This window comes from Aeropyrum camini SY1 = JCM 12091 (assembly GCF_000591035.1).
Lineage (GTDB): Archaea > Thermoproteota > Thermoprotei_A > Sulfolobales > Acidilobaceae > Aeropyrum > Aeropyrum camini.
Map to the genome: position 1 here is coordinate 264,347 of NC_022521.1, position 25,978 is coordinate 290,324.

Genomic DNA, 25,978 nt, shown 5'->3' on the forward strand with positions numbered 1-25,978 from the left:
TAGGAGGGTGACTGAAGTCGACGGCTGTGAGGCTTGCAAGGGGGGTGTGGATACTCCTCTGGCCAGGCTTGACGGGCTTGCCCGACTCCCTGGTACTCCTCGCTAGCATTGGCAGGTGCCACATCCTATACGACACAGGCTCCGGAGAGCCCGGGAGCATTGTGGCTCTAGCCTCGAACCTAGCCTCGGCCGGGGTCAAGCCGTGGGACATAGTCACCGCCATAGTCTCCCACGCCCACGTCCCGAGCAGCGGGGGGGCTAGGTGGCTCCACGACAACCACAAGGTCACCATAGCTGCTAGGCGCCCCGACTCCAGGTGGGTTGAGGAGGGCGACCCTGTGAAGACGGCGGCCGTCGAATACGGGGTGCCCCCGAAGCCTGTGCCCGTCGGCCTTGAGCTGTCCAGGGAAGGAAGGCTGCCGGGGGGGTGTGAGGCCGTTGAGGTCCTCTTTACCCCCGGACATACACCAGGGAGCGTCAGCATACAGATAGAAACCCGGGAGGCCACGGTCCTGGCGGTGTCAGACGCCCTGGGCCGACTTAGGAGAGAGTGGGCCAGCAGCGAGAGGGATTGGATTGAGAGTCTTGAGAAGATAAGCAGCAGGGACCCAGACTATTTGTGCACTAGCGTCACATGTATGGATAGAAAGGCTGCTAGGGCTTTCCTGGAGGAGACCCGTGAGAAAGGCCCGTTTTGGGATGTGGAGGGAAGGGCCACCTACGGATAAGCCTTACGACGCTGCCTATAGCCAATACCAGGCTATATTAGCCCCTTAGACACCGCGTTTAACCTGGATGCGAGGTGCGGAGGGTTTGGGCTTGGAAGAGGGCTATGACGACGTGCTTGTTAGGGACATAATGAGTTCCCCGCCGATAACCGTGCTGCCTATGGCTAGCGTGAAGGAGGCGGCCAGGATCATGCTGGAGAACGGGGTGGGCAGCCTGATAGTGGTGAACGAGAGGAACACGCTCCTAGGTATATTGACTAAGACCGACGTAATACGTGAGGTCGTGGCGAAGGGCCTGGACCCTGAGGCTGTCAGGGTCGGCGACATCATGACGCGGAACCCATACTACGTGTACACCGACGACTCTGTAGAGCGGGCTGCATCGCTTATGGGCGAGCACAACATAGGCCACCTCCCAGTGCTAGACCCTGAGACCGAGAAGCCTGTTGGAATAATAACGAAGACCGACATAGTAAAACTGGCGCCCAACTACATAAACGTAATATACAGTCTAAAACAGGAGATAGACAGGAGGGAGAGGCTCAAGAGGATGAAATAGCTCAGGCCGCCCCACCCCCTAGCATAGGGGTAGCTGCCGCACCCGAGCCCTGTGCAGGGGGTTCAGGTCTCCTAGGCCGCCTCTAGCCTGGTTAACGCTCTATAAATCCTGGCCCCATTCCTAGGAGGCCGGAGTATGGGGTATGAGGCTGGCTTTCGGGCTTCTCATGGCGTCCCTAACTGCAGCGCTGGCGGTAGCCGAGTCCAGTGCGGTCGGAGCGCTAGGCTACCTGCTCCCCATCGAAGAGCACCGTGTGGTAGCTAAGGCTGTGCTCTCGGCTGTCGCCATGGTCGGCTCCTTCTGGGGTCTTGTAGTCGCCAGCACCAGGTTTAGGAGCCCGGGGGGGAGGAGGCTGGTTCTCGCCGCTGTTGGGATAGCTACACCCGCCTCCCTCTTGGGGTTGGAGGGGCTTCTGGGCGGGTGGCTCTCCAGCCTGGCCAGCGTAATGGCCGTGTCCATAGCCCTGGGTATGACGAGCTTCGCCCTCTCCTCATCAATATACAGCCAAGTGGACTATGTGGAGTGGAGGAGAACTCTCGCCGAGTATTACATAGTAAGTAGCGTCGGCTCCTCGCTGCTAATATTCTTATCTCTCGCGTCAGACATCCCCCTGATAGTGGCGGTGTCTATAGCGGTATTCGCATTCCTCTCCGCCCAAAACGTGATAGACATGCCCCTCTCCTTCGCATCGCTTAAAGTCGTGGACAACTTCTCCAACGCAGTGTTCTCGGCTCTCCACGGGAGGGTTGAGAGGCTCAGGCTTGACGAGGTCCTCAGGCTTTCGTCCGCCGCCGGAGTGTTGGCTGCACTGAAGATACCTGTGATACAGGAGGCAGCATACTATCTAGGCGAGGCAACTCCCCTGGTATATAGCATAGGCTACGCGCTGGGTGTTACAATGGCCTCGACGACTGCGTCAACGCTCCCTGCGTCCGCAGCGGCTTTGGTGTCGACGGCCCTAGCGTTATACGTGGGCGACAGCCTTCCTTGGCTAGCCCTCTTCCTAGTAGGGCTAGGCTACGGCTGGGCTGTGTTCACCCTTGTTATGTACGTTCTAGACAGGGAGCCGAAGAAGGTGAGGATAGCCACGGTGTCAGTGTTAGCGTGGAGCGTCGCAGCCTCCCTGGCTGTATTCGCATTGACCTCCGCCGCAGGAACCAGCCCCTACATACCAGCCCTCGCCATACTTATCCTCGGCCTACTCCTCTCAGCCGCGGCTAGGGTTAAACAAGCCAGGGTTAGATGGGAGTAGCCCAGGGTTGAGACGTTTAAATGGGGTAGGCTGTAGCGCTATTCGGGACTATTGAAGCAGGCTCCAAGCCCTCCCGGGGGCCTGGTCAAGATGGGGGCCCAGCGCCATTAGCCTTCACAGCCCCCATGACCCCGCACCCCAGTGAAAAGAGGTGGTGTGGGCGAGGAGGGAACCGATGGAAAAACGCACCACGATGAGACAGAAAGATACGGAGTGGCACGGTTAGAGGAAGCAGTGGGAAGCCCCTACCGTTTAATATAATACAAGATGAAGCGGTAGGGGGAGGGCTACTGTAACGCTATTATCTCTCCGAGCCTCTCCTCCCCAGGGTTGTAAACGGGTTTCCTCTGGAGCAGACTCTTGTACACTATCTCAGCCACCGTGTGGTACCTCTCTTCACCTAGGACCGCGGCCATGTTTTCCAGTATAACCGTGGAGGAGGCGTGCCCCAGGTCCTCGAGTATGTATTTCGCGTTGAACTCTGCCTGGCTGGGGCTCATGGAGGCCAGCCTCTTTATAGTCTCTTCAGCCGTAGCCACAGCCCTGGAGGCCAGCTCCTTATCGTAGGCCTCGCTGGCCAGCGCTCTGAGGTCCTCGAGCAGAGGCTTGTACGCACCCTTCTTCCAGATGGCCTCCAGCATGTCTAGGGCCTGGATGTTGCTTGTCCCCTCCCATATCGGGGTTATTAGGGCCTCTCTGTGCCACCTCTCTACAGCGTACTCCCTGAGGAAGCCTATGCCGCCGAACAGCTCCATCGCCAGCATCGTAACCCTGGCTGCGGCCTGCGCTGTCATGTTCTTCGCGATGTGGGTCATCAGCCTCGCGTAGTGGTAGGTGGCACTGTATGGAGGCCTGTCTCCCGTAGACCTCTCAAACAGGTCTACAGTCTTGTGTGTGAGGGCTAGAGACTCCTCTATTAGGACCTCCATCTCCAGGAGATCCCTCCTAACAAGGGGGTGCTCTATTATCCTCTTCCCGAAAGCCCTCCTGTGGTTAGCATAGTTGTAGGCCTCCAGGTAGGCCTTCCTGGCTACGCCCACGGCCCCGGCCGAATTTGCTATGCGAGATATCATGAGGTCCTCCAGGGTGTAGTATATCCCCTTCTCAGCCTCCCCCAGCAGATAAGCCTCCGAGTCCTGAAGCTCAACTTCCCCTGTGGGCACAGCGATGGTGCCGCTCTTATCCTTAAGCCTTCTCACGCTAAAGTTGAGCCCCCCGCCCCTCCTAAGCCGTGGTACTGCGAAGAGGGAGAGCCCTTTAGCACCGGCTGGAGCCCCCTCGGTCCTCGCGGTCACGAGTGCGATATCGGCGAGCCCAGCGCCGCTGGCGAAGTACTTGTAGCCCGTGAGCAGCCAGACGCCGTCGCCCCCGCGCCTAGCAATGGTGGCGTTAGCACCGAGATCGCTACCCCCCTGTATCTCGGTGAACCATGTGGCACCCAGCATGGGAGGCCTCTCAAGCCCCGCAAGCCTCCTGTAGTAGCCCCTCACGCTGTCCCCCCCGTACTTCCAGAGGGCATAGGCCGTCTGCATTGTGATTGTGAGTATGCAAGCGACACCAGGGTCCCCCACAAGGTTTATACTGGCGAAATGCTCGTGCCAGCTACCACCAATGTAGGGGGGCTTGTTGACCCCGAACTCATATAGTAGCCTATCGACGGCCTGCCGCAGGGAAGGGTCGAGGAGCACGGTGTCGCTCCTCTCCCCCCTCACAGACCACATGACATGGACAGGCCAGCTCATCCTGTCTACCCTGTAAGCAAGCTCATAAAGCTCCCTGCCCACAAACTCGCCAAGACCAGCAAGCTCCGGCTCTCTAGACATGAAGTATTTTAGTGTGTCCCTCAAAGGCTTATCAACAAGGTAGTGGTTCAAACCGTACGCCATAGAAACCTCTCCAAACGCAGAGTCGAGAGGCAAACTACCCGTCACCAGATAAAAAGGTATTCTGGGGAGATAGATAACGGTGAGGAGCAGGCGAGTCCCCTAGGCCCTGGTGGAGGCCTCCTGCTTACCGTATCTCCCTGTACACCTCTATCTGGAACTCTTTGAAGCCCAGCTGGCTGTAGAACCTTTTTGCCACGTAGTTTGTCATTGGGTATAGAGCCGACATTATCCCCGCCCCCCTCCTTCTAGCCTCCTCCGCCGCCCGCTCCGCGAGGAGCCGTCCTACGGCTCTCCTCCTGTACCGGGGCTTCACGTAGATGTCTGTGATCACCGCTTTAAACCGCGGCTTGTAGAATCTCCTGTCAACAAGCTCCACCCTGATGAAGCCCACAATATTCTCTCCATGTTGAGCTACTATTATGAAGCTGTTATCGTCTGCAAGCGTCTCCCTGAAGTATTTCTCGGCCTCCGTCCTCAGATCGTCTATAGTCTTGAAGAGGGGGCTCAGCTCCTCGTTGAATATCTTCTGCCTGACAATCATGTCCACCACATCAGCTTCGTCACTCTCCACCGCGTGCCTCAGAACAACATCCCTACCGACCTCCAAACCCCTTCACACCTCCCTTATCATGGTGTGCATAAAGCTTCTGAACCCCAGCCTCTCGTAAAACCTGTGGGCTATGGCGTTCTGGGCGGGAAACTCCCCGGCTACAGCACGGGCGCCCAGCTTTCTGGCCTCCTCGGAGAACCTCTCTATAAGGAGCGTGCCTAGCCCGATCCTCCTGGCCTGGGGCTTCACGTAGATCTCCTTAACAACTGCTACCCTACCGTTTGCTAGAAGCGGCATCTCCCTTATATAGCCCCTTATGAATCCCACCACTTCCTCCCCCGCCTCTGCAACCAATACTATATCACCGTTACCTCCCGACACAATCTTCTCCGCCTCCTCCGCCGCAGCCTCCCTGGCGTCGTCCCTAAGGGTCCAGAGAGGGTCGAACTCCTCGTTTAACATGTAAAAACGGTATATAAGCTCGGCCAGCACCCCCTTGTCGCCCGGTCTAGGCGGTCTGACGTGGACGCCCCTCTCATACACACCTCCACACCCCCGCCACAACAAGTTATACGAGCCTCTCTATTAGGCCGGCCGAGAGCAGGGCTTCATACTTCCTCCTGGAAGACTCCACTATAGCCCTCGCGTTCTCAAGCTCCTGCCGGTAGGTTCGGGGTTTTCTGGCGACCTTCTCCCTGCTAGCGGCCCATGCGACGGCGGCCGCCACCCTATAGTGCACCTGCCAGTCTGTAATGGGGGGTAGTATCCTCTCCTCGTCTAGGCCCAGCTCCTCCTCCGTATACCTGGCTATCTCCTCCGCAGCGGCTATCGCCATGCCATCCGTTATAGCCCGGGACCGCGCGTCAAGAGCGCCCCTGAAAACTCCTGGGAATACCAGGGCGTTGTTGACCTGGTTTGGCAGGTCGCTCCTCCCCGTCGCTACAACCCTCGCGCCAGCCTCCCGGGCTTCCCACGGCCATATCTCCGGGGTTGGGTTTGCAAGGGCAAACACTATGGGATCTCTCGACATCCCCCTTATCCACTCCTTCTTAACAACCCCTGGCCCCGGTCTGGATGCAGCGACGAGGGCGTCGGCCCCCTTGAGCGCCTCCTCAACACCGCTCCCCGGCCTCAGCCCCCCTCCCTCGGTCTCGAGGGCTATCTCGTACTTGTATCTGTTTGAGAAGAGCAGCCTGTCCATATCCTCCCTCTCCGGGTGTAGAACCCCCCTGCTGTCCACAACCACGATGTTCCTAGGATTGACTCCATAGGCTTTGAGGAAACGGTAGAGGGCTATGTTGGCGGCCCCCGCCCCCAGCAGCACTATCCTAGACTCCCTGAGGTTCTTGCCCACAATCTTAAACGCGTTTATGAGCCCCGCCAGGCTCGCAGCAGCAGTACCCTGCTGGTCGTCGTGCCATACAGGGATCTCCAGCTCCATCCTAAGGAAGTCTAGGAGGTAGAAGCACTTGGGACTCTCTATGTCCTCAAGGTTGACGCCGCCGAAGCTGGGCTCCAGATCCTTTACAAGACTCGCGAAAGCACCAGGCTCCCGGCGCCTATGGACTATCGGCACCGCGTCAACACCGCCGAACAGCTTGAATATCAGCGCCTTACCCTCCATCACTGGGTATGCTGCCTCAGGCTTCAGACTGCCCAGCCCCAGGACCCTCGTGGCGTCAGTCACTATAGCAACCATGTTCCACCTGCTCGTCAGCTCGAAGCTCTCGTCCGGATCCTTATTTATCCTGATGCTGGCCTCCGCCACCCCCGGAGTATACCATATGGCGAAGTCCCCCACGCTCGACACCGGGACTTTAGGCATAACCTCAATCTTGCCAGCGTACCTCCTATATACCTCTATAATCCTATCGCTATCTATGCTGCCGGAGCCGTCGTCGCCCGCCATAACCAGGGATACCCTATGGGAGAATGTAGATTGTAGAGTATAAAAGAGGGGTGATTACTGTTGGGCCTCCTGCTCTAGGATGTTTGCGAACCTCTCCCTCAGACTCCTCTTGTTTATCTTGCCCACGCTAGTCTTCGGCAGGTCGTCAACTAGAACAACCTTGTCTGGAAGCCACCACTTGGGTATCTCGCCTTTCTCCACGAAATTCCTGGCGAGCCACTCTCTAACCTCCTCTGTCGTCAGCTTCTCCTGCCACCCCGGCTTCGGCACTATTATTGCTACCGGCCTCTCGCCCCACTTCGGATGCCTGGCGCCTATCACCGCCACCTGCGCCACCCCGGGGTGCTGGCTTATGAGGCTCTCGAGCCTGACGCTGCTTATCCACTCGCCCCCGCTCTTTATAATATCCTTATCCCTGTCCACTATCTGGATGTAGCCCTCGGGCGTCCAGACGGCTATGTCTCCCGTGTGGAACCAGCCGCCCCTCCAAGCCTTCTCCGTCTTCTCCGGGTCCTTGTAGTACTCGGGCGTGACCCAGGGGGTCCTCACGACTATCTCCCCCATGGTCTTTCCGTCCTTCGGCACAGGCTCGAGGGTTTCAGGGTCGGCCACCATCAGCTCAACGAGGGGGACAGGCCAGCCTGTGGTGAGGGATAGCTCATCGGCCCTATCAATGTACTTCTTAGGCACGCCCGCCAGCGTTAGTATGGGCGCCGTCTCCGTCATCCCGTAGCCCACCATAACCTCTATACCCCTCTTCCTGGCAGCGTCGGCCAGCCCCCTAGGTAGGGCTTGGCCTCCGTTGACGAAGAGGAGGCCTGAGAGATCGTACTTCTCGCTCTCTGGGTGTGAGAGGAGCATGTAGAGTATAGTGGGCACGCCAGCCGTGATAGTCACCTTCTCGCTCACTATCAGGTCGAGGAGGACCTTGGGGTCGAGCCTGCCTGGGAACACCTGCTTCATACCGTTCAGCGTCGCCATGTAGGGTAGGCCCCAGGCGAGCACGTGGAACATGGGCACTATGTGGAGCAGTGTATCATCGCCTGTAACTCTCCTCCTACCCCGTGTTGCTAGGGCGAGAGCCCCGCTAAGGGCGTGGACCACTATCATCCTGTGGCTGTGGTAAACACCCTTCGGCAGCCCTGTCGTGCCGCTGGTGTAGCCCATGGCAGCTGGCCTGTTCTCGTCGAGCTCAGGCCAGTCGTAGCTGCCGCTGTACTCCTTTATGAGGTCTTCGTAGTTGTGCAGCCTCCTGCCCGCTATACTGTCGGGGTGGGACTCGGCGTCGACTATAATAACGTGCTCGACGCTCGGCGCGTGGGGGAGTATGGCCTCAGCTAGCTTGAGGAAGTCGCTGTGGACAATGAGAACCCTGTCCTCAGCGTGGTTTATAATATAGGCTATCTCGTTGGGCGCTAGCCTCACGTTTAGCGGGTGCAAGACGGCCCCCATCATAGGGGCTGCGAAATAGGTCTCGTAGTGCCAGTGGGTGTTCCAGTCCATAGTGGCTACCCTGTCTAGCCCCGACACGCCGAGGGCTCTGAGAGCGTTGGCGAGGCTCTCAATCCTCTTTGCCGCGTTCCCGAAGGTATATCTCTCCACCCCTCTCGCCGTACGGTATACTATCTCCATGTCGCTCCACATGTACAGGGCGTACTGGTATATCTTGTGGAGGGTCAGACTGTATCCAGGCCTCCAGGGGGTCTTCTCAGGCAGGGCCAAGGACTCTTACACCAGACTATAAACTATCCTGGGCTCTAATGGTTTTTAATGTGGGAAAATAGTGTGGTATTAACTCTATGGCCGAGTATTCAACATCCCATCCTCTCCAGCGCGCCAGCTAAAGCCTCGTAAGCGTCCTCCAGAGTCTCAAATACAGCTTTAACCCTAAGTATGGGGAACTGGGGGAGACTGTCGTCCAGCTGATATGATAGGGGGCGGCCCAGCATAGTCATGAGCCCTAGGAGGGCCCTCATACCCTCGAGAGACTCCCCCACTGTAGAGGGGTCGACGGGGAGGGGTATCGAGGCCTCCACTATCGGCCCCACGCCCGGCTCGTCCTTCACCTCGACAACGCCCCCGGCGAGGTGTATCCTAGTCACATCACCCTCCGCCTCGAACTGGCAGCCCATCTCGCTCAGCCGCCTCTGGAAAGCCCCCGGCACCCCCCTTCCCGCATGGCCCGGTATACCCTCCTCGCCGAACCCCTCATGCAAAACCCACTTCACCCCCCTTCAACTATACTCCCTATCTCGCCCTTGAGGGCCCTCCATATGTTAGCCGGGTCTCTGCAGTCGAAAAACGCTATCCTCAAACCACTCCTCCTAGCCACTCCGAGGGCCACCTTGTCCCATAGAGTGTAGGAGCCAGCCTCCTGGGATGAGACGCGCTCTATAATAGACTCGAGCTGGCTGTAAGTCAGCCTCCTAAGCAGCCTAGCCCCCGGGCGGGAGGGCTCGTCACTGTATACACCCTCCACCCCGTTTAGACAGTTCAGCAGCATACTGGCGCCCAGCGCCTCCGCTACTACAGCGGCCACGGCGTTGGTGCTCTGGCCCGGCTGGAATCCCCCTGAAACAGGTATGAGACCCGACATGTGGGCCTCTATCACCTCCCTTAGGGATGCGAGGGGGTATGGGAAGGAGCGGGGGTAGAGGAGCTTGGATATAAGGGAGGCGTTTAGCCTTGAAGACTCTATTCCCATCTCGTCGAGAAGCGCCTCGCCAACGCCAGCACGCCTCAACACGTCTATATAGCTCCTAGCCAAGCCTCCTCCCCCCACGACAACAGCTACACTATACCCAGCCTCCCCTAGACCCCAGAGGACGTTTCTGAGGCGGGTGAGATACTCGAGCCTGGGCGGGTGCACCAAGCCCCCGCTAACCTTGACGACGACAGCCTCCACCCCAGAGCACCCAAGGCGAGACTGTGGCGTGCCGGGGTGAATAACGGTAAACGCCCCCGGGTCCGCGGGAGGTCAGCTGTCCTGGCCTTCCCCACCGTGCACGCCGTCGGTGCTTTTAACCCTCATCACACCCGGCGAGGCGGGAGGTCTCACCCAGGTATTACAGACTGGCACCCGGGAATTACGGTTGGGTGTTAATAGTTATATCGGTGAGGCCCAGTTGGCGCTGGAGGACCTTGTCGCGGTGTACAGCCAGGCTAAGGAGCTGCTGTGGCAGGGGGGTTTCGATGTCAGCTACTACCTGGTCGTTTTCGGGATAGCGCTGCTCTCGGTCGTGGGCGCGTTCACCCTAGGCCTGGTGGGCTACAGGCTTCTGAACGCCGCGGTTAACACCGACACAGCAGGCCTTCTAAAGATAACGTTCCTACTGGCGGCAGTTCTCCTAGTGGTGGGAGTGCTTCTGCCTTGAGGAAGCCTGCGGGCCTTAGGCCGGGCTTATCTACTGTGTTTTTACCTCCATCTTCCTCTTGATCATCTTGAGCCTGACGAAATCCTCCCTCATCCGGTCCTCTAGAACTAGCTTTATAAACTTGATAGCGTTCTGGTAGCTAGGTAGTATGACGTAGTCTAGAGCGTTTATCAGCCGCTGCGTATCCTTCAACTCCCGTATTAGACGCTGGAGCGTCTCCTCGTACTCCGCAAGCTTTAGAAGCTTGTCGAGTATGTTGCCCATGTCTAGGATAGACTGTACCAGCTTGGGGTCGGAGCCCGCGGGCAGGGGTAAGGGGGGCACCGTCTCCTCCTTCAGGCTGAAGACTGGGGTCTTCACCGCGAACAGCGTCCTAGTCGAGACAGCCACCTCGAGGCTGCCCTCCGCGGGGGCTGTGAATGCCCTAGCCCTCTCTATCCCCTCCGCGGCGACGCCTAGATAATAATTCTGGTATATCTTCTCAAGCTCGCTGTAAACCTCCCTCTGATACCGCACATACTCTGCCGCCATGCTGGTTATATAGTGGAGGATTACCTCCCTCTTCTCCTCCATAACCCTCCTGATACGCCTCAGCATAGCAAGCTCCCGCCGGAGCCTGATGAGGTTTATCTTCGTCGGCAGCACCTTCCTCGGGTCCACGGCCAACGCACAACACACCCCCATGCTGGGCTGGAGATTAGCCTAGGGCGGGGTCAGGCCTCCCCTACCCGGCCTTGTATTTGGGGTGGTACTTCTTTATGGTCTCCTCCTTTATGTTGACTAGCTCCTCCTCAGGAAGCACCGAGAGTATCTCCCAGGCTATGTCAAGAGTCTCTTCTATACTCCTGTTCTCCCTCTCACCCTGTTTCAGGAACCTCTGTTCAAAGAGGTCTGCGAACTTGAGGTAGCGCCTGTCACGCTCGCTGAGGCTCTCCTCACCGACAACCGCCGCCAGGCTCCTGAGCTCCACGCCTCTGCTGTAGGAGGCGTAGAGCTGGTTGCTTACCTGGGCGTGGTCTTCCCTGGTCTTTCCGGGACCTATACCCTCCTTCATGAGCCTGGAGAGACTCATGAGCACGTTTATAGGCGGGTAGATGCCCCTGTTGTGGAGCTCCCTGCTCAGCACTATCTGGCCCTCGGTTATATAGCCTGTGAGGTCTGGTATGGGGTGGGTTATGTCGTCGTTGGGCATAGTCAGTATGGGCATCTGGGTTATGCTCCCCTTTTTGCCCTTGACCCTGCCCGCCCTCTCGTATATGCTCGCCAGGTCGCTGTAGAGGTAGCCCGGATAACCCTGCCTCCCGGGGACCTCTTCCCTCGCCGCGCTTATCTCTCTCAGAGCCTCCGCGTAGTTGGTCATATCGGTTATTATGACTAGCACATGCATATCCCTCTCGTAGGCGAGGTACTCGGCCAGCGTCAGGGCGGCCCTTGGGGTTATCAGCCTGATCATAGCGGGCTCGTCAGCCAGGTTGACGAACATCGCCACCCTGCCCAGCGCACCCGTCTCTTCGAAGAACTTTTTGAAGAACAGGAAGTCATCGTACTTGATGCCAATGGCCGAGAAAACTACGGCGAACTCCTCCTCCTCACCCCTCACAGTAGCCTGCCTGGCAATCTGGGCCGCCAGCCTGTTGTGGGGGAGGCCGGCGCCACTGAATATCGGCAGCTTCTGCCCCCTAACCAGCGTGTTCATACCGTCTATAGCGCTTACACCCGTCTGGATGAAGTCCTCCGGGTAAGCCCTCTCAGCAGGGTTTAGGGGAGCGCCGTTGACGTCTCTCCTCTCCTCGGCATCTATCTTCGGGCCACCGTCTATAGGCTCGCCCAGCCCGTTCATAATCCTGCCCAGCATATCCTCCGTGACAGGTATCTCGAGGGGCCTACCCATGAACCTGACCACAGTGCCCGTCGGGCTTATACCCGTAGTCCCCTCGAAAACCTGGACCACGGCGTAGCCCATACCAACCTCTAGAACCCTCCCCCTCCTCCTCTCTCCAGACGCCGTCTCAACCTCTACTATCTCGTCGTAGGCTACCCTAGACACGCCCTCAACAACCAGGAGGGGACCCTTAATCTCGGATATATTCCTATACTCCCTCACACCGAGAGCCACCGGAACCCACCCCACACGAAGGCCTAGGGAGACACCTGGAAAAGGGCTAGGTGGAGCCGAGCTGCTCCAGCGTCTTCAGCGCCCTATCCCTTATCTCGTCTATCTTCTCCAGCTGGTCGTTCGGTATCGTGAACTTCGCCTTAACAATGTCTATGTAGAGCCTGCCAAGGGCCTGGAGTATCTGCTGCGTCGTGACGCCCCTCTCAATCAGCTCCAGGCTCTTCCTGTGTATATCCATTATCATCTTAAGCAGCCTGAACTGCTTCTGCGGCGTGGAGAAAGCGTCTATGGGGTCGAAGGCGTTCTGCTTTAGGAAACCGTCTTTAATAAGCCTAGCCGTCTCAAGAACCATCTTATCCTTCTCGTCCAGCCCCTCTGTACCCACCAGCCTGACTATCTCCTGGAGCTCGCTCTCCCTCAGGAGTATATCCATAGCCTCGTCCCTATACTCCCTCCACCTCTTATCAACATTCTCGTGCCACCACTGGGTGACGAGGTCGACGTAGGCGCTGTAGCTCATGAGCCAGTTGATTGCCGGGTAGTGCCTGCTGTATGCCAGCTTCGTGTCAAGAGCCCAGAACACCCTTATGAACCTCGTTGTGTGGCTCGTCACTGGCTCGCTGAAGTCCCCGCCCGGCGGACTAACAGCGCCAACCACCGTCACGCTACCGTTCCTCTCGGGGGAGCCTAGAGCCTTGACCCTGCCCGCCCTCTCGTAGAACTCCGCCAGCCTCGAGGCGAGATAGCTCGGGTAGCCCTCCTCCGCTGGCATCTCCTCGAGACGGCCTGCTATCTCCCTCAGCGCCTCCGCCCACCTGCTTGTAGAGTCTGCTACAAGCAGGACGTCATAGCCCATGTCCCTATAGTACTCTGCTATCGTTATGCCCACGTAGATGCTGGCCTCCCTAGCGGCCACGGGCATGTTGCTCGTGTTTGCTATGAGCACCGTCCTATCCATGAGGGGCTTCCCGGTCCACGGGTCCTTATACTTGGGGAACCTCTCTAGGACCTCGGTCATCTCGTTGCCCCGCTCCCCACAGCCTATATATATGACAACCCTCGCCTCGCTCCACTGGGCAAGCGAGTGGAGGGTCACCGTCTTCCCCGTGCCGAACCCTCCGGGAACAGCGCCAGTACCGCCCTTCGCCATGGGGAAGAAGGTGTCTATAATCCTAACACCCGTTATCAGAGGGAGCTGGGGCTCTAGCTTCTCCTTGAAGGGCCTGGGTATACGGACGGGCCACCTTTGGTGCATCCTAATCTCAACATCTCTACCGTCCCTCTCGACCACCGCTATCGTGTCCTCAACACTATAGTCGCCCTCGCCCGCGAGCCACTTGAGCCTCCCTCTGATGCCTGGGGGCACCATGACTACGTGCTCTATCAGGCTAGTCTCCGGCACCCTACCAAGGGCGTCGCCCCCCTCGACCTTATCACCCTCCTTCAGCGGCTCCGGCTTGAAGTGGAACTTCTTATCCCTCGGGAGGGGAGGCGCCTGTACTCCCCTCTCGACGAACATCCTCCTCCTAGGATCTACCTCGGCCACCCTCTCGGCGATTATGGGTAGGGGCCTCTGGACACCGTCGTATATAGTGCCAAGGAGTCCCGGGCCGAGTTCCACGCTCAGGGGGGCGCCGGTGCCGACGACAGGCTCCCCAGGCCTTAGGCCGCTGGTGGACTCGTAGACCTGTATGAAAGCCCTATCCCCCCTAATCCTCGTTATCTCACCTATAAGCCTGTCCTCGCCAACATAGACCATCTCATACATCTGAGCGCCGCTCATACCCTCCGCCACGACTAGGGGGCCGGATATCCTGACTATACTCCCCTTAACAGCCAATACCCACACACCCCCAAGCTAGAAGCGTCAGGCCGGCTTTAAGTTTCGAATAGAGCCCTCTTCACTGACCTCCTTAGCCTAGGCTCCTCTGCAGCGATAATATTATTAACAGTATAGTCCAGCCTCGCGCCGTCCTCAAGCTCGACTATGACGCCTCCGTATATACCCTCGAGCGTCTCAACCACAGCTCCCCCCAGCCCCAGCCTCCCCAGGATTTCTTCCACAAGCTCCTTATCCTCCGGAGCACATAGCACCTTAGCTATAGAGCCTCCAGACTCCTTTCCAGCGCTCTCCAACACCCTCTCAACATACCGCCTGTAACTCTCCATACCAGCCTTCCTCCTCCTGAACTCGGCCAAAGCCTCTTGCATGAGCCTCGACACCAGCTCGTCCTTAACCCTCTCAGCCTCGGTTCTAACCTCAAGGTCGGCCTTAGACTTGAGCCCGTGTAGCCTCTCACGAGCCTCCTCAACCCTCGCCTCTAGCCTCTTCCTCGCGGCCGAAAGGGCAGACTTGTAAGCCTCCTCAACAAGCTTCAAACCCGCCTCACGAGCCTCCTCTACCCTAGCCAAGGCATCCTCAAACGGCTTCTCGAGAACAGTCTCAGCAAACCTCCTAGGATCACCCTGAATCCTGGCCAACCAGCGTGCACCCCCTATCCGAAGCCGAGGGCACGGGCTATTAGCTTCTTAACGTCTATGGGCTCCGCCTTCTCCCCCATAGACGGTATTACAAGTAGGGTTGCGCCGAGCCTGTCAGCCTCCCTCCGCAACAGCTCCTCATCCTCCACGAGGTGCTTAAGGACCAGGACGATCCTAGCCCCACCCTCAGCCACGCCCTTACGAAGAGCCCTGAGGACCTCATCCCCCCCGGCAACCTCCACCACACTAGCGCCCACACCCATAAACAGCGGGGCAGTCTCCCTATCGACTATAGCGAGAAGCTTACCACCCGCCTCAGCCACCGTCCAACACCCAAACCCTCTCCAGCACCAGCGCTGAAACCCATGGGACTTCTTTACCCCCAACACTTTTATCCACACCCGGGAATAACCCGGGGGCGTGTACCCGCCATTCCCCAGTGTATAACTGCTCCACACCCCCTCCCTGGCCGGAGGGTGAGCGGGGGTGGCCACTGTTCTGGGGGGTATGGTGCCTAGGCCTCCCTGGAGATACAGGCTGCTGGCGGCTATACATGCACACAGGAACGCGGGCGACCCTGGGGCGGACCCTGTTGTGGAGAGGGCTATAGACGGTCTTGTGAAGGCGACTTCAAGGGCTGTCCTTGGGGTTGAGAAGCCCGGCTGGATAACCTCTGGGGCTAGTGAGGGCAACCTGCTAGCCCTCTACAGCCTGCGGGAGGAGGGGTATAGGAGGGTTTTAACGTTCGACACATCACACTACAGCATACACAAGTCTGCCAGGATGCTTTCGATGGATCTAGAACTTCTCCCGACAGAGAGCGGTAGGCCCAGTCTCGAACTCCTCGAGAAGAAGGCGACTCCAGAGACGGTAATCGTGGCCACCGTCGGCACCACCCAGGAAGGGCTGGTGGACCCTGTGGGGGAGATAGCTCGCATCGCTAGAAGCGCGGGCGCCGCTGTACACGTGGACGCCGCCTACGGCGGCTACATAGCTAGGTTCCTAACAGGCAAGGCCAGGTTCTCCCTCGACCCACCTATTCATACCCTAGTGGTCGACGCCCACAAGATACCCGAGGCACCCCCTCCTGCTGGTGTTATATTAGCCTCCAACCAGCGGATACTAGACAACCTCTGGTTTGAGTCACCCTACATACCCAGCGGCAGGCAGTTCGGAGTCCTAGGCACCAGGCCGGGAGGCCCCATAGTGGCGGCGTGGAGGAGGGTTGAAAACCTCGAGAGAAACCCCGGCTTCCCCAGGCTCGCCAGCATCCTAATGAGGAGGCTCAGGAAGACACTGGAAGCCCTCGAAAGACTCGGCTACAAGACACCAGTAACTCCCGACCTGCCAGTTGCCTGCGCAACACACCCCAGGATGGGGGAGGTCCTCGAAAGACTTGAAGCCTTGGGAGTACGAGTCTACAGGTGCCCCCGGTACAACGGGGTGAGAATAGTAATGATGCCGAGCACAAGACCGAAAACCTACGTAAAGTATCTAGCCTTGGATAAAAGCTAGCCCGACTAACAAGTCGTGTTTCCCATCCTAACCCTGATTTTATTATAATAAATGGGAAAGGCTACTATTAAGTGTGGGAGCTTAATTTATGGCCTCCATATTGATAGCAGTTTGGGGTAACATGTTTCAATGGGGCCAGGCCGTATACAGAGTTTCATGCAGTTCTCAGGCTATTGACAATAAAGTACATGAGATAAAGAGCAGATCCTCCACTAGAGCTATATGGGACTGCATCAACCCGGATAAGGTCGTTATAATTGCTCCTGACTCAATAATAGCCGCCTCAGGAAAGGGTTGCACTCCGCAAGGTGTTATTAGCAACTATGTACAGCGGGCTAAAGTTTCCAAAAAAATACAGCGAGTTTAAACAACTGTCAAGTAAAGTAGTAGAGTCGTGGCTTAGGGAGTGCGAGAACTTGGAACATGCTGACGTTGAGGTGGTACCCAACATAGGCTGGTACGGCGTTGACTATTGGCTACGTCTTAACATTCCCGCCACTGGCACGCCTTTCGACCAGGCAGGCTTCTTCATACTTTATTATATTCTCAAACACTTAGACAGCATAGAAGACGAAAGTATAGATGTTCATTTAGACCTTACCCACGGTCTCAACTATTTGACAACACTCTTGAGAGACATAGGCCCATTCACTGCCACATGCCACGCCATGGCAAAAGGAGTTGATATGACGCTTCATGTTTACAATAGCGAGCCCTATCCTTCGCCCAGACCTAACAACATCCCCAGGCTCGCCATATACAAGGTTGGCGAGCAGTCTATGAGCCTAAGAACGGCGTGGACAACTCTACTTAGTGCTATAGTGGACCTTGGTAGCCGAAAACTGGAGCTTATAAAACCCTCAGCTGGCAATAGACTTCCTAGCAGTTTGGAAGAAACCCTCGCATCCGCCAGGAAGCTCTACTCTAGAACTCTTGAGAGTGTGGGTATATACCTCTCATCAGCCCCTCTGGCGGCATACTACTACAGCCGTAGCTTCGCTAAAGCTGGAGAAGAGCCCTACTTATCATCACTAGGATTACTTAATATCTTAATATCATAGAGGATGCTATAGACAACATGGTAAACGTGGAGGGTAGAGGGAGAGAACTCCTTGTAGAGTGGAGAAGTACATTGAAGCTACAGCCGGCCAAGGCGCTGATCGCCTCAGCAGCCATAGCCCAACACGTTGTAAACGCGGTAAAACAAGAAATCGATAATCAGGAAGGACTTGCGTTACAAAAACTAGAGGAGATAAACACCAGGCTATCCAGCCCTAACAAAATGCTGGCCGACGAAGAGCTATCAAACATAAGGGACGGGTGTCTCAAGAAAAAGCCTAATGTAGTATGTCAACTACAAGTCTATAGAAAATGGCCCGATAAGGAATGCCGCGAGACAGGTATAAACAAGAGAAACTTCTACGCGCACGCCGGGCTAGAGAAGAACGTAACACAACTCGTAGAAAGAGACGGTACACTTTACCTAAGATATTGCCCTCAAGCCGAAAAAATATGAAAATATCTAAGAAAATAGCGGCTGACATACTTCATATTAAATTAAATAGACTAAAAATTAACAATTAACGGAAAAATTATCTGGATGAAAAGGGGCTTGCGGCACACAGCATTAATATTTCTTCAACTTCCAGCCTAGACCGAATACAATCAAACAAAAGTTTGTTTATGGAGCCGCCGGCGGGATTCGAACCCGCGACCACCGGCTTACAAGGCCGGCGCTTTAGGCCCCGCGCAGGGGTCTGCCTGCTGAGCTACGGCGGCTCTCCCCTGGTTTTGTTTGCTTTATTCTTGGGGTTTAAAGGGTTTGGGGCTTGTTGGGGGCCTGGGAGTGCTTGGGGTTGGTGCCGCCGCCGGGATTCGAACCCGGGACCTCCGGATCTCCCAGGCCCCCAGGCGACTTCGGCCTGGAGAGTGATTGTAGCCGGGCCGTATGAGTCCGGCGCTCTGCCAGGCTGAGCTACGGCGGCGCCCTGTATATGGGTGTTTCTGTGGTGAGTGGTTATGTGTGTTAAGTCTGGTCTAGCTGTTTTAATATGGCTTCCCGTATGAACTCGCTCCTCGTTAGCCCCTTCCTCTCTGCGTGGCGGTCTATCTCCTCGAGGAGGTCTGCTTCTATCTTGAATGTTACTACCTTGATTCTCCTCTCTCTCCTCCTGGGGGCGTAGGTGACTATTATCTCCATGGCTGCCATCGAGTCTCCCCGTGTTTGCGTTTCTCTGTAGTCTGTTTTGTGATATGCTGTTGTGAAACATGGGTCTATAGGGAGGGGGGTCTGCGTTCATATCTCGTGGATGACCGCAAGTATTTTTACAGGCTTCCCGGGGGGTTTAGCCTGTTGTCTGTAGGAGTGTCAGGGTTACCTCTATACCCCCTTCCTCCTGACCAGGTATTGCTAGGTCATACCTTATTTTCGATGCGGCTATGAGGCCGTCTATTCTGGCCAGCTCCATGCTGAGGGGTGCCTGGGCCCAGGGGTTTTGGCTCAGTCCTGCGGCCTGGGGTAGTAATACCACCTGAAGCCCCCTTTTCGCACCCTCAGGGGTGTCCACCTTCTGGAAGCTAACGTTTACTCTAACGAGAGACGAGGCCTGGCCCTGAGCTATGAACTGGCCCCAGTCTACCCCTAGGGCCCCGCTTATATAGTAGTGTAGATAGAGGGGGGCTATCCCGGGGAAGACGTCGACGCCTATGATCTCGCCCTGGCTCCCCTGGGTGAAGGAGAAGCCTGTCAGGAAGGCCTCCTCCCACCTGAGGACATCCAGGGGCGTCTCCTGGCCTGAGTCGGGGTCTACCATCGTCATCGAGGTGAGGGCGTTCTCGCCGTACTCATAGCTAATCTTGTACTGGAGCTCCCCCTCCTTATAAAGCTCCGCCACCCCGCTCCTGGAGCCCGGGCTGTTATCTACAACCACCCTGTAGACTTCACTCCCAACCCTGACCTCATACTCGAGCTTGTCAACCCGGTCAAGTATATCGCCGAGGCTCGGCGTGGAGGCTGCAAGGCTCTTCAACACGCCGTAGTGCATATAGTAGACGGCAGCTCCGCCCACCGCGGAGAGGAGGGCGAGGACTGCGAAAACCGTGAACAACGGCTTGAAAGCCACCAGCTTCATAACACTCGGACACCCATCCAACCCCTGGGACGCCCGGTGGATTTAAAGCCTGCTGGCCCCGTTCGGTAGTGTGGGTGTTAGAAAGTGACCCTAGGCCTTGACAGAGGCACCAACGCTATGGGGCATGAGGGGTGGACCCGAGTTAGGTGTAGGGTGTGCGGCACATACCTAGACATAACCGGGCAGCCGCCGGGGGGGAGGAGCATAACGCTAGTGTACGCCTGCCCAAGGTGCGCCAAAGACTATGGAGCCTATTTCTGCAGGGCTGATGCCAGAAGCCTGAAGTATCGCTGCCCCTTCTGCGGCTCCGAGCTGGTTGTTATATCCCCTGTAACCACGACACAGGTCTAAACTCACCCGCCAAGGCCCCACCCTCCGATCCAGGGTGTTTTATAGGTTGATTATTAGGGAGGAGTGGATAGAGCCTTATAGGAGGGTTGTTATTGTCGAGGAGGGTGGTAGGAGGTTCTACAGCATAGACTTCTACATGGAGTGGCGGGATGAGGCGCCGCGGGGTTTGGAGAGGGTGGCGGGCGTTGGCGGTAAGGAGGTTTGGAGGCTGCCACTGGATGAGGGGTGTGAGGCCCTCTTCCTCATAACCCCGGCCAGCCTGGAGGTTATAAGCCTCAGGCTCTCCACGAGCGTGGACCGAGACCCCGCCTCTGGTGACGCGAGGGCAGCTGCTGAGCTGTGTGAAGAGGGTTTCAAGAGATGGCTAGGGTCTGCGCGCTCCTGAGCGGTGGTAAGGACAGCAACTACGCCCTCTACCTCTCGATGATGAGAGGTGACGAGGTAGTCTGCATCCTCGCCGTGAAGCCCAGGAGAAGGGATAGCTGGATGTTCCACACTGCAGCCCTGGAGGCACCGAGGCTCCAGGCAGAGGCTATGGGCCTCTCCCACGTCTACAGGGAGGCGGAAGTTAGTGGTGTTAGGGAGAGGGAGGTGGAGGAGCTGAAGCCTGTTCTGGCCAGGCTGAAAGGTGAGGCGGAGTTCGACACCATCGTCCTCGGGGGGATAGCCAGCAGGTACCAGCTGGAGAGGGCCAAGGCCCTGGCCGGCCACGTGGGGGCCAGGGTCTACGCCCCCCTCTGGGGCGTAGACCCGGAGAATCACCTCCTAAACCTTGTCAGGGAGGGGTTCAAGTTCATAATATCAAGGGCTGCTACCATGGGGCTGGGGCCGAGGCATGTGGGGAGGGTTTTCGACGAGGACCTAGCCAGGGAGGTTATAGCCCTCTCTAGGAAGTACGGCTTCAACCCGGCTTTTGAGGGGGGCGAGGCAGAGACTCTAGTGCTCTCCGCACCCCACTACAGGAGGGGTATATGTGTGAGGGGGAAGGTGGCGAGCCTGCCTGGAGAGGTTTACGAGCTGGTAGTGTATGACATGCGCCTATGCGGGGAGGCTAGGGTCGAGCTAGAGCCTCCCTAGGAGCCTCTCCGAGTTGAGGGCCACAGTCTCCATCACCAGCTGGGGGTTCTCGCCCCTAGCCTCAGCAACGATCTTGACAGTCTCCCTTACCATGAGAGGGTTGAGCCTGAGCCCCCTATAGTTGTAGGGGCCGTCGCTCTCCACAACCAGAGACTCGAGGGGTACCTCCCTAGCCAGCCTCAGACTCTTCTCCTGCACCCTTATGGCCGAGTTTATAGAGAACCAAACCCTACCCTCCGGGAGGGCTCGGGGCAGGGTTGCTGGCCCGGTGTACCAGTGGTACATGAACCTAGCCGTGCTGGTCCAGCCTATCCTGTGGGCAACTTGCTTCCACGCGTCGGGGGCGTGTATGTTAAGCATAACACCCATCTCCTCGGCTAGGCGAACGAACGCGTCGAAAACCTCGTTCTGCACCCTCCACGTATACTCGTCAACAAACCTCCTGTCAAGCCCCACCTCCCCCAGACAGGGGGCCCCATACCTGTAAGCCAGCCTCAGGACCTCCCAGGCCTCCCACACCCTACCCTCCCTAACGTTCCAGGGGTGGAAGCCCATGCAGGGGACAACCCTCCTCCCGAACGCGTGCCACAGGTCCAGCGTCCTCCACGCCGACTCGAGATCGTCAGAAACAGCAACAACCACAAGACTCTTATCAGCCTCGAGAATCTCCTCAACCTCCCCCAAGCTAAACTCGTGTAGGTGGACGTGCATATCGTAGACCCTCAACATGCCTCCCCCGGGCATGAGTGTTAGGGTAGGACGGGTTTAACGGCTGGCTGGTACAGAGTGTGTGGGAATCTGTGTTGAGGGTGGCTGGAAGGGGGGCTATTCTCAGTCTAGCCCTTGTGGCCAGTCTGTCAGTCTACCTAAATATAGAGTCCTACCTGGCGGCAGGCGGTGTTACTCTACTCCCCCTGGCTATATCGGCCCTCTGGTTGGGGGGTGCCGTCGCTGTAGCGGGAGGGAGGGTGTGGGGGCTCTACCCTTTCATGCTGGGGAGCCTTGGCTTCATCCAGTGGAGGCTCCTGGCCGTTGTCCCCGGGGAGGAGGGTCTCTGGTGGGTGGCCGAGGTCTCAGTGGCAACTCTGCTGTGGTTCGTGGCCACCTTCGAGGTCCTCAGGCTCTGGCTGCGAGTGAGGCGTGGGCGCGTTTAATATAAAGCCTCGTCTCCGAACCCGATTCACCCTGGGGTGCTCGACGGCATGGGCGGAAAGCACGGCAAGTACGTGTACGTCAAGAGGGGAGACGGCTGGTATGTGAAGGTCAGGGTGTTCAAGAACAGGCCCCAGGATAGTCCTGAGAAGTACCTCGTTGTCGGGCCGAAGAGGAGGGAGGCGCCCATAACCTTCCAAGTCCTCGAGGAGGAGGACCTGCCGGAGGAGGCTAGGAGGGCCCTCTATCTTGTCTAAAACCCCCTGTGGAGAACCGGAAGTCTCCATTATAGTACCTACCCTCAACGAGAGGGACAACATACGCCCCCTCTACGAGGGGCTGAGGAGAAGCCTGGAGGGGGCTGGCCTCGATTGCTTCGAAATAGTTTTTGTCGACGACTCCTCCACAGACGGGACAATAGAGGAGGTGGAGCGCCTTTCACGCGCTGACCCTAGGGTTAGGCTTATAGTTAGGAGGGGAGAGAAGGGGCTCTCCAGGGCGGTGCTGGAAGGGCTTCGCAGAGCTAGGAGTAGGATTGCTGTTGTGATGGACGCGGACCTACAGCATCCCCCTGAGACGGTGCCCCTGCTTGTCGAGAAGGTTGCCGGGGGCGGAGCCGAAGTGGCTGTGGCCTCACGCTACGCTCCAGGCGGCGGGGTGGAGGGGTGGAGCGTGTTTCGCAGGATCATAAGCAGGGGCGCCGTGCTGCTGGCTTGGCTCCTCATACCCGAGTCCAGGAAGACGAGCGACCCTGTCTCCGGCTTCTTCGCGTTGAACCTCGGGAGAGTCAAGCCAGACATCGTCAGTGGCAGGGGCTTCAAGATACTCCTGGAGATAATATATACTAACCCCTACGCTAGAGTTGTTGACGTCCCCTTCACTTTCCGCGGTAGGCGTCGGGGCAGCAGCAAGCTCGGCCCCTCAACAATTCTCGACTACCTACTCCAGGTCCTCCAGCTCTCTAGCATGCCTCGCTTCATGGCCGTCGGCGCCCTAGGCTCCCTGGTCAACCTTGTCGTCTATACGCTGGCCTTCACAGCGACAGGGATACATTTGCTGAGTAGCCTGCTGGGTTTCGAGGCCGGGCTCATACACAACGCGCTGCTGCACGATAAGGTGACGTTCAGAAACAGGAGCCTCTGGAGAAGCCACAGCTTCCCGAGGAGGCTAGCCAAATACCACGCCACCAGCGCCGCCGGCATAGCTATTGGAGTCGCCGTATCCACGCTACTCTACAGCATCGCAGGCCTCCACCCCCTACTATCCCAGGCGCTCGGGATAGGGGCTGGTTTTATAGTGAACTTCACCCTAGCCTCAAGGTATATCTGGAAGTAGGTGTCGAGCCGTGGCTGGGAGCAGGCTCAGGATACTCGAGGAGGAGGTCAGAAGGTGCACCAGGTGCCCCCTCCACGCTACCAGGACTCACGCAGTCCCTGGCGAGGGTCCTGAGGAAGCTGGTGTCATGGTGGTGGGCGAGGCCCCGGGGAGGATGGAGGACAAGCTCGGCCGCCCTTTCGTCGGCCCTGCTGGGAAGCTTCTGGACAGCCTGCTGGAGCTTGCTGGCCTCTCTAGGAGCGAGGTTTATATCACGAATGTGGTCAAGTGTAGGCCCCCAGGCAACAGGGACCCTAGAGAGGAGGAAATTGAAGCCTGCCTCCCGTATCTTGTAGAGCAGATCAGCCTAATCAGGCCGAAGCTTGTGATAGCTGTTGGAAGGCACGCTGGCAGGACTATATTCAGGCTGGCCAGCTTGAGGTGGCCTGGCCTGGCCAAGGCCCGGGGGAGGGCCTGGAGGGGGAGAATCGGGGGTGTGGAGGTGTCTATAGCTGTGACCTACCACCCTGCAGCTGCCCTCTACAATCCTGGTTTAAGGGGTGAGCTTGAGAAAGACTTCTCAGATGTAATAAGGAGGATTGTGGGCGAGGCCCTATCCAGGGGCGGCGGGAGGGGGAGAATCGGGGGTGGGCTTGACAGGTGGCTCTCACCAGATCCTGGAGGACCTGGCGAAGGAGCGGGCGGTGATGTAGACTCCCAGGGTGAATAGGAGGCTCGCAGCGGCAAGAGACAGGGCTACGAGGGCGCCCGCCTCGATACGCGAAGCCGCGGCCTCTTGGCCTCCAGATGTCTCCTGGACTGCTGCTTCTAGCTGCGACTCCATAGCCTCGGCAGCTATGCTCCAGAGTATAGCCGAGGCTGTGGCCTCCTCCATCATAGATATAGCGAGCTGGGGATCATCCCTTGCCAGTATCTCAGCGTACTGTATGTAGGCCTCGGTCAGGCCGCTCTGGAAGCCCAGGGATGAGGCCCGGGCTAGGAGCACGGAGATTATAGCCTCCATCTCGCTGCGGTATAGATCCAGGTCCTCGGGTGGGGGCGGCTCCTCGGGGGCGGCTGAGATAACCTGGAGTGTCATGCTCACGGCGTCCCTGAGGAATCCTATGGCCGCCACATAGTTGCCCTCCCCCTCGTACGCCTTCGCCTCCGAGACTAGCTTCGACAGCGCTGCCAGGTAGGGTGCGAACCTGGCCTCCGGTAGGTTGTAAGCTTTTATCATGTATTCTACGAGGCTCCTGCCGTAGTCGGCCGACGTGTAGCCATACCCCCTGAAAAACTGGTATACAACCCTGAGGTCCTCCCTGCTGATCTCCCTGCCAACATCCCTAACAGCTTCAGCAGTCCTAAGCCAGCCCTCCACGCTCTCCAGCCTAGCCTTTATATAGCCCAGCTGAGAGGCGGTGCTCGAGGGTTCTTCAGGCGTCGCTGTCTTGAGCGATTCTATCGACGCCTCCGCGTCAGCTAGGCGTGTGTATGCCACCGCGAGCATCTCTATGTAGAGCATGCTGCCCTCCTTCTCCATACCGTCTAGCCTAGCCTTGAGAGCCGCCAGCTCGGCCTCCAGCTCTCCAATCGCATCGCCAGGGTTCAGGCCCTCCTGGATCTCGGCAAGGTAGCTGAGGGTGTAGGCCCGGGTTAGCGCTGTGAAGGCGAGGCTGGCTGCGGCGTAGGGCGACGACTCCTCCGCCTCGACACTCCTCTCTATGAGCCCCCTGATGGTCTCGCTCTCCCTGGAGAAGTCGCCCTCCGGGACGCGTCCCCGGGCATCCTCAAGAGCCTTCAGGGCGTTGCTCCTCATAGACTCGGCTATGCTGAGCATAGACTCGTTGAAAGCACTGGGCAGGTCGCCCCGGTAGCTGACAGCAGGCCGGGGCCAGCCCATGAGGCTTAGGGCGTCGAGCACGCCGGCGACTGCAACATAGCTGCAGCCCTGCGGTGCATCACCCTTATTGGAAAGCGGTACGACCAGAGTGTAGCCATCCCTGTTGGCTGCGGCACACTTTGCTGGAATGCCCCCAACCTTTGCTGCAAGCCCGCCAGGGGTTATAGCCCCCGTCACCACGTAGCCATAGCTTCTGTGGATAGATGTCTCGTTGTAGCCAGCGGCCGCCATCACAGCGGCTATGGCTGTTGCAAGACTTCCGCTAGGCCCCGCCACAGGGCCCTGGCTTCTTATCTCTATCGATACCTCCACGCTCCTCCAGGACACTCCAGCGAGGAGTAGTGCGTTTAGGACGGCCATCTTCATGCTCAGCTCGGTGGTGGCGTCAACCTCGCCACCAGCGACCACCCTGAAACCGCCTCCCGGAGATGCCCTAAGCTCCAGCGTAGCCTCGATAAGCCTCCCCTGAGTGTCATTCTCGCCTTCAACCGCGGGTAGCATGTAATGGATAGTTCTAACGCCGTCCGAGGCTACAGCCGCCGGTGCGGCGGTGGAAGCCAGTAGAAGGGAGAGCACTAGCCATGCCCAGGCCAGCACGGCCGCCCTAGATAATGCTGCGACCCTCAGCATAGCACACCCCAGCGTATCTCAAAGCCTCCAAGCACACTGCCGATATAGCC

The 25,978-nt window shown here is 57.9% G+C and carries 31 protein-coding genes and 2 tRNA genes; 15 read left to right on the forward strand and 18 right to left on the reverse strand.

What is annotated here, in order from left to right:
• Window positions 1-26: 26 nt before the first annotated feature.
• From ACAM_RS01415 to ACAM_RS01425, 3 genes are all read left to right on the forward strand, one after another.
• The gene (locus tag ACAM_RS01415) at window positions 27-728 is read left to right on the forward strand and encodes an MBL fold metallo-hydrolase (protein ID WP_158318575.1); all 702 of its coding nucleotides are present in this window, start codon (window positions 27-29) and stop codon (window positions 726-728) included.
• 85 nt (window positions 729-813) lie between these two features.
• Window positions 814-1,287 (forward strand): CBS domain-containing protein, encoded by a 474-nt coding sequence (locus ACAM_RS01420; protein WP_022541030.1) that lies wholly within the window; start codon window positions 814-816, stop codon window positions 1,285-1,287.
• 142 nt (window positions 1,288-1,429) lie between these two features.
• Window positions 1,430-2,539 (forward strand): hypothetical protein, encoded by a 1,110-nt coding sequence (locus tag ACAM_RS01425; RefSeq protein WP_022541031.1) that lies wholly within the window; start codon window positions 1,430-1,432, stop codon window positions 2,537-2,539.
• A 287-nt stretch (window positions 2,540-2,826) separates the two neighbouring features.
• On the opposite strand, the gene ACAM_RS01430 is transcribed toward ACAM_RS01425, so the two are convergent.
• The 7 genes from ACAM_RS01430 to pyrH form a co-directional block, all read right to left on the reverse strand.
• Complete coding sequence (locus ACAM_RS01430; RefSeq protein ID WP_022541032.1) at window positions 2,827-4,425, reverse strand: DNA alkylation response protein; 1,599 nt, start codon at window positions 4,423-4,425, stop codon at window positions 2,827-2,829.
• Window positions 4,426-4,549: 124 nt separating this feature from the next.
• Window positions 4,550-5,032 (reverse strand): GNAT family N-acetyltransferase, encoded by a 483-nt coding sequence (locus ACAM_RS01435; protein WP_022541033.1) that lies wholly within the window; start codon window positions 5,030-5,032, stop codon window positions 4,550-4,552.
• Between the two features lie 6 nt (window positions 5,033-5,038).
• Entirely contained in the window at window positions 5,039-5,518 is a 480-nt protein-coding gene (locus ACAM_RS01440; protein ID WP_022541034.1) for a GNAT family N-acetyltransferase, read from the reverse strand.
• 25 nt (window positions 5,519-5,543) lie between these two features.
• Entirely contained in the window at window positions 5,544-6,884 is a 1,341-nt protein-coding gene (locus ACAM_RS01445; RefSeq protein ID WP_022541035.1) for an NAD(P)-dependent malic enzyme, read from the reverse strand.
• 54 nt (window positions 6,885-6,938) lie between these two features.
• Window positions 6,939-8,606 carry a long-chain fatty acid--CoA ligase gene (locus ACAM_RS01450; protein WP_022541036.1) on the reverse strand — a complete coding sequence of 556 codons (1,668 nt, stop codon included), beginning with the start codon at window positions 8,604-8,606 and terminating at the stop codon, window positions 6,939-6,941.
• Between the two features lie 89 nt (window positions 8,607-8,695).
• A complete protein-coding gene (locus ACAM_RS01455; protein WP_022541037.1) occupies window positions 8,696-9,100 on the reverse strand; it encodes a hypothetical protein in 405 nt (134 codons plus the stop codon).
• A gap of 8 nt (window positions 9,101-9,108) precedes the next feature.
• On the reverse strand, window positions 9,109-9,789 hold the full coding sequence (gene pyrH / locus ACAM_RS01460) for a UMP kinase (RefSeq protein ID WP_022541038.1): 681 nt from the start codon (window positions 9,787-9,789) through the stop codon (window positions 9,109-9,111).
• Between the two features lie 220 nt (window positions 9,790-10,009).
• Here pyrH and ACAM_RS01465 point away from each other — a divergent pair, with 220 nt between their 5' ends.
• On the forward strand, window positions 10,010-10,258 hold the full coding sequence (locus tag ACAM_RS01465) for a hypothetical protein (protein ID WP_062661606.1): 249 nt from the start codon (window positions 10,010-10,012) through the stop codon (window positions 10,256-10,258).
• Between the two features lie 30 nt (window positions 10,259-10,288).
• Here the strand turns inward: ACAM_RS01465 and ACAM_RS01470 are convergent, their stop codons facing one another.
• The 5 genes from ACAM_RS01470 to ACAM_RS01490 all read right to left on the reverse strand — a co-directional run bounded on the left by ACAM_RS01470 (window position 10,289) and on the right by ACAM_RS01490 (window position 15,178).
• Window positions 10,289-10,918 carry a V-type ATP synthase subunit D gene (locus tag ACAM_RS01470; protein WP_232502316.1) on the reverse strand — a complete coding sequence of 210 codons (630 nt, stop codon included), beginning with the start codon at window positions 10,916-10,918 and terminating at the stop codon, window positions 10,289-10,291.
• Between the two features lie 64 nt (window positions 10,919-10,982).
• Window positions 10,983-12,374 carry an ATP synthase subunit B gene (locus tag ACAM_RS01475; protein ID WP_022541041.1) on the reverse strand — a complete coding sequence of 464 codons (1,392 nt, stop codon included), beginning with the start codon at window positions 12,372-12,374 and terminating at the stop codon, window positions 10,983-10,985.
• A 46-nt stretch (window positions 12,375-12,420) separates the two neighbouring features.
• Window positions 12,421-14,157 (reverse strand): ATP synthase subunit A, encoded by a 1,737-nt coding sequence (locus tag ACAM_RS01480; protein WP_062661668.1) that lies wholly within the window; start codon window positions 14,155-14,157, stop codon window positions 12,421-12,423.
• Between the two features lie 95 nt (window positions 14,158-14,252).
• A complete protein-coding gene (locus tag ACAM_RS01485; RefSeq protein ID WP_022541043.1) occupies window positions 14,253-14,855 on the reverse strand; it encodes a V-type ATP synthase subunit E in 603 nt (200 codons plus the stop codon).
• Window positions 14,856-14,869: 14 nt separating this feature from the next.
• Window positions 14,870-15,178: a V-type ATP synthase subunit F gene (locus tag ACAM_RS01490; protein WP_022541044.1), complete on the reverse strand. Its 309-nt coding sequence runs from the start codon at window positions 15,176-15,178 to the stop codon at window positions 14,870-14,872.
• A gap of 163 nt (window positions 15,179-15,341) precedes the next feature.
• Here ACAM_RS01490 and ACAM_RS01495 point away from each other — a divergent pair, with 163 nt between their 5' ends.
• From ACAM_RS01495 to ACAM_RS01510, 4 genes are all read left to right on the forward strand, one after another.
• Window positions 15,342-16,370, forward strand: coding sequence for an aminotransferase class V-fold PLP-dependent enzyme (locus ACAM_RS01495; RefSeq protein WP_022541045.1), 1,029 nt, complete (start codon window positions 15,342-15,344; stop codon window positions 16,368-16,370).
• A gap of 88 nt (window positions 16,371-16,458) precedes the next feature.
• A complete protein-coding gene (locus ACAM_RS08540; RefSeq protein ID WP_148706325.1) occupies window positions 16,459-16,737 on the forward strand; it encodes a TM1812 family CRISPR-associated protein in 279 nt (92 codons plus the stop codon).
• Window positions 16,694-17,431: a CRISPR-associated DxTHG motif protein gene (locus tag ACAM_RS01505; protein WP_022541046.1), complete on the forward strand. Its 738-nt coding sequence runs from the start codon at window positions 16,694-16,696 to the stop codon at window positions 17,429-17,431. The genes ACAM_RS08540 and ACAM_RS01505 overlap by 44 nt, the downstream gene beginning before the upstream one ends.
• A gap of 17 nt (window positions 17,432-17,448) precedes the next feature.
• Complete coding sequence (locus ACAM_RS01510; RefSeq protein WP_022541047.1) at window positions 17,449-17,886, forward strand: TM1812 family CRISPR-associated protein; 438 nt, start codon at window positions 17,449-17,451, stop codon at window positions 17,884-17,886.
• A gap of 168 nt (window positions 17,887-18,054) precedes the next feature.
• Here ACAM_RS01510 and ACAM_RS01515 read toward each other — a convergent pair.
• The 4 genes from ACAM_RS01515 to ACAM_RS01530 all read right to left on the reverse strand — a co-directional run bounded on the left by ACAM_RS01515 (window position 18,055) and on the right by ACAM_RS01530 (window position 19,501).
• Window positions 18,055-18,149, reverse strand: a tRNA-Thr gene (locus tag ACAM_RS01515).
• Window positions 18,150-18,227: 78 nt separating this feature from the next.
• Window positions 18,228-18,355, reverse strand: a tRNA-Met gene (locus ACAM_RS01520).
• A gap of 41 nt (window positions 18,356-18,396) precedes the next feature.
• Complete coding sequence (locus ACAM_RS01525) at window positions 18,397-18,579, reverse strand: aCcr1 family cell cycle regulator (protein WP_022541048.1); 183 nt, start codon at window positions 18,577-18,579, stop codon at window positions 18,397-18,399.
• 136 nt (window positions 18,580-18,715) lie between these two features.
• Window positions 18,716-19,501 carry a hypothetical protein gene (locus tag ACAM_RS01530; RefSeq protein ID WP_062661614.1) on the reverse strand — a complete coding sequence of 262 codons (786 nt, stop codon included), beginning with the start codon at window positions 19,499-19,501 and terminating at the stop codon, window positions 18,716-18,718.
• A gap of 117 nt (window positions 19,502-19,618) precedes the next feature.
• Here ACAM_RS01530 and ACAM_RS01535 point away from each other — a divergent pair, with 117 nt between their 5' ends.
• From ACAM_RS01535 to ACAM_RS01545, 3 genes are read left to right on the forward strand one after another with little or no spacing between them, the layout of a single operon-like run.
• The gene (locus ACAM_RS01535; RefSeq protein ID WP_173391734.1) at window positions 19,619-19,852 is read left to right on the forward strand and encodes a hypothetical protein; all 234 of its coding nucleotides are present in this window, start codon (window positions 19,619-19,621) and stop codon (window positions 19,850-19,852) included.
• 46 nt (window positions 19,853-19,898) lie between these two features.
• Window positions 19,899-20,237, forward strand: a complete 339-nt coding sequence (locus tag ACAM_RS01540) for a hypothetical protein (RefSeq protein WP_022541050.1) — start codon at window positions 19,899-19,901, stop codon at window positions 20,235-20,237.
• Entirely contained in the window at window positions 20,213-20,929 is a 717-nt protein-coding gene (locus tag ACAM_RS01545) for a diphthine--ammonia ligase (protein ID WP_022541051.1), read from the forward strand. Before ACAM_RS01540 ends, ACAM_RS01545 begins: the two co-directional genes overlap by 25 nt.
• Here the strand turns inward: ACAM_RS01545 and ACAM_RS01550 are convergent.
• Window positions 20,915-21,655, reverse strand: coding sequence for a TatD family hydrolase (locus ACAM_RS01550; RefSeq protein WP_022541052.1), 741 nt, complete (start codon window positions 21,653-21,655; stop codon window positions 20,915-20,917). The two genes, ACAM_RS01545 and ACAM_RS01550, sit on opposite strands and share 15 nt — an antisense overlap.
• Before the next feature lie 77 nt (window positions 21,656-21,732).
• Here ACAM_RS01550 and ACAM_RS01555 point away from each other — a divergent pair, with 77 nt between their 5' ends.
• From ACAM_RS01555 to udg, 4 genes are read left to right on the forward strand one after another with little or no spacing between them, the layout of a single operon-like run.
• Complete coding sequence (locus ACAM_RS01555) at window positions 21,733-22,083, forward strand: hypothetical protein (RefSeq protein WP_062661622.1); 351 nt, start codon at window positions 21,733-21,735, stop codon at window positions 22,081-22,083.
• 48 nt (window positions 22,084-22,131) lie between these two features.
• Window positions 22,132-22,338 carry a DUF5622 domain-containing protein gene (locus ACAM_RS01560; protein WP_022541054.1) on the forward strand — a complete coding sequence of 69 codons (207 nt, stop codon included), beginning with the start codon at window positions 22,132-22,134 and terminating at the stop codon, window positions 22,336-22,338.
• The gene (locus ACAM_RS01565; RefSeq protein WP_022541055.1) at window positions 22,331-23,416 is read left to right on the forward strand and encodes a glycosyltransferase family 2 protein; all 1,086 of its coding nucleotides are present in this window, start codon (window positions 22,331-22,333) and stop codon (window positions 23,414-23,416) included. The genes ACAM_RS01560 and ACAM_RS01565 overlap by 8 nt, the downstream gene beginning before the upstream one ends.
• A gap of 10 nt (window positions 23,417-23,426) precedes the next feature.
• Entirely contained in the window at window positions 23,427-24,125 is a 699-nt protein-coding gene (udg, locus tag ACAM_RS01570) for a type-4 uracil-DNA glycosylase (protein ID WP_022541056.1), read from the forward strand.
• Here udg and ACAM_RS01575 read toward each other — a convergent pair.
• The gene (locus ACAM_RS01575; RefSeq protein WP_022541057.1) at window positions 24,063-25,928 is read right to left on the reverse strand and encodes a serine protease; all 1,866 of its coding nucleotides are present in this window, start codon (window positions 25,926-25,928) and stop codon (window positions 24,063-24,065) included. The genes udg and ACAM_RS01575 overlap by 63 nt on opposite strands.
• Window positions 25,929-25,978 lie beyond the last annotated feature (50 nt).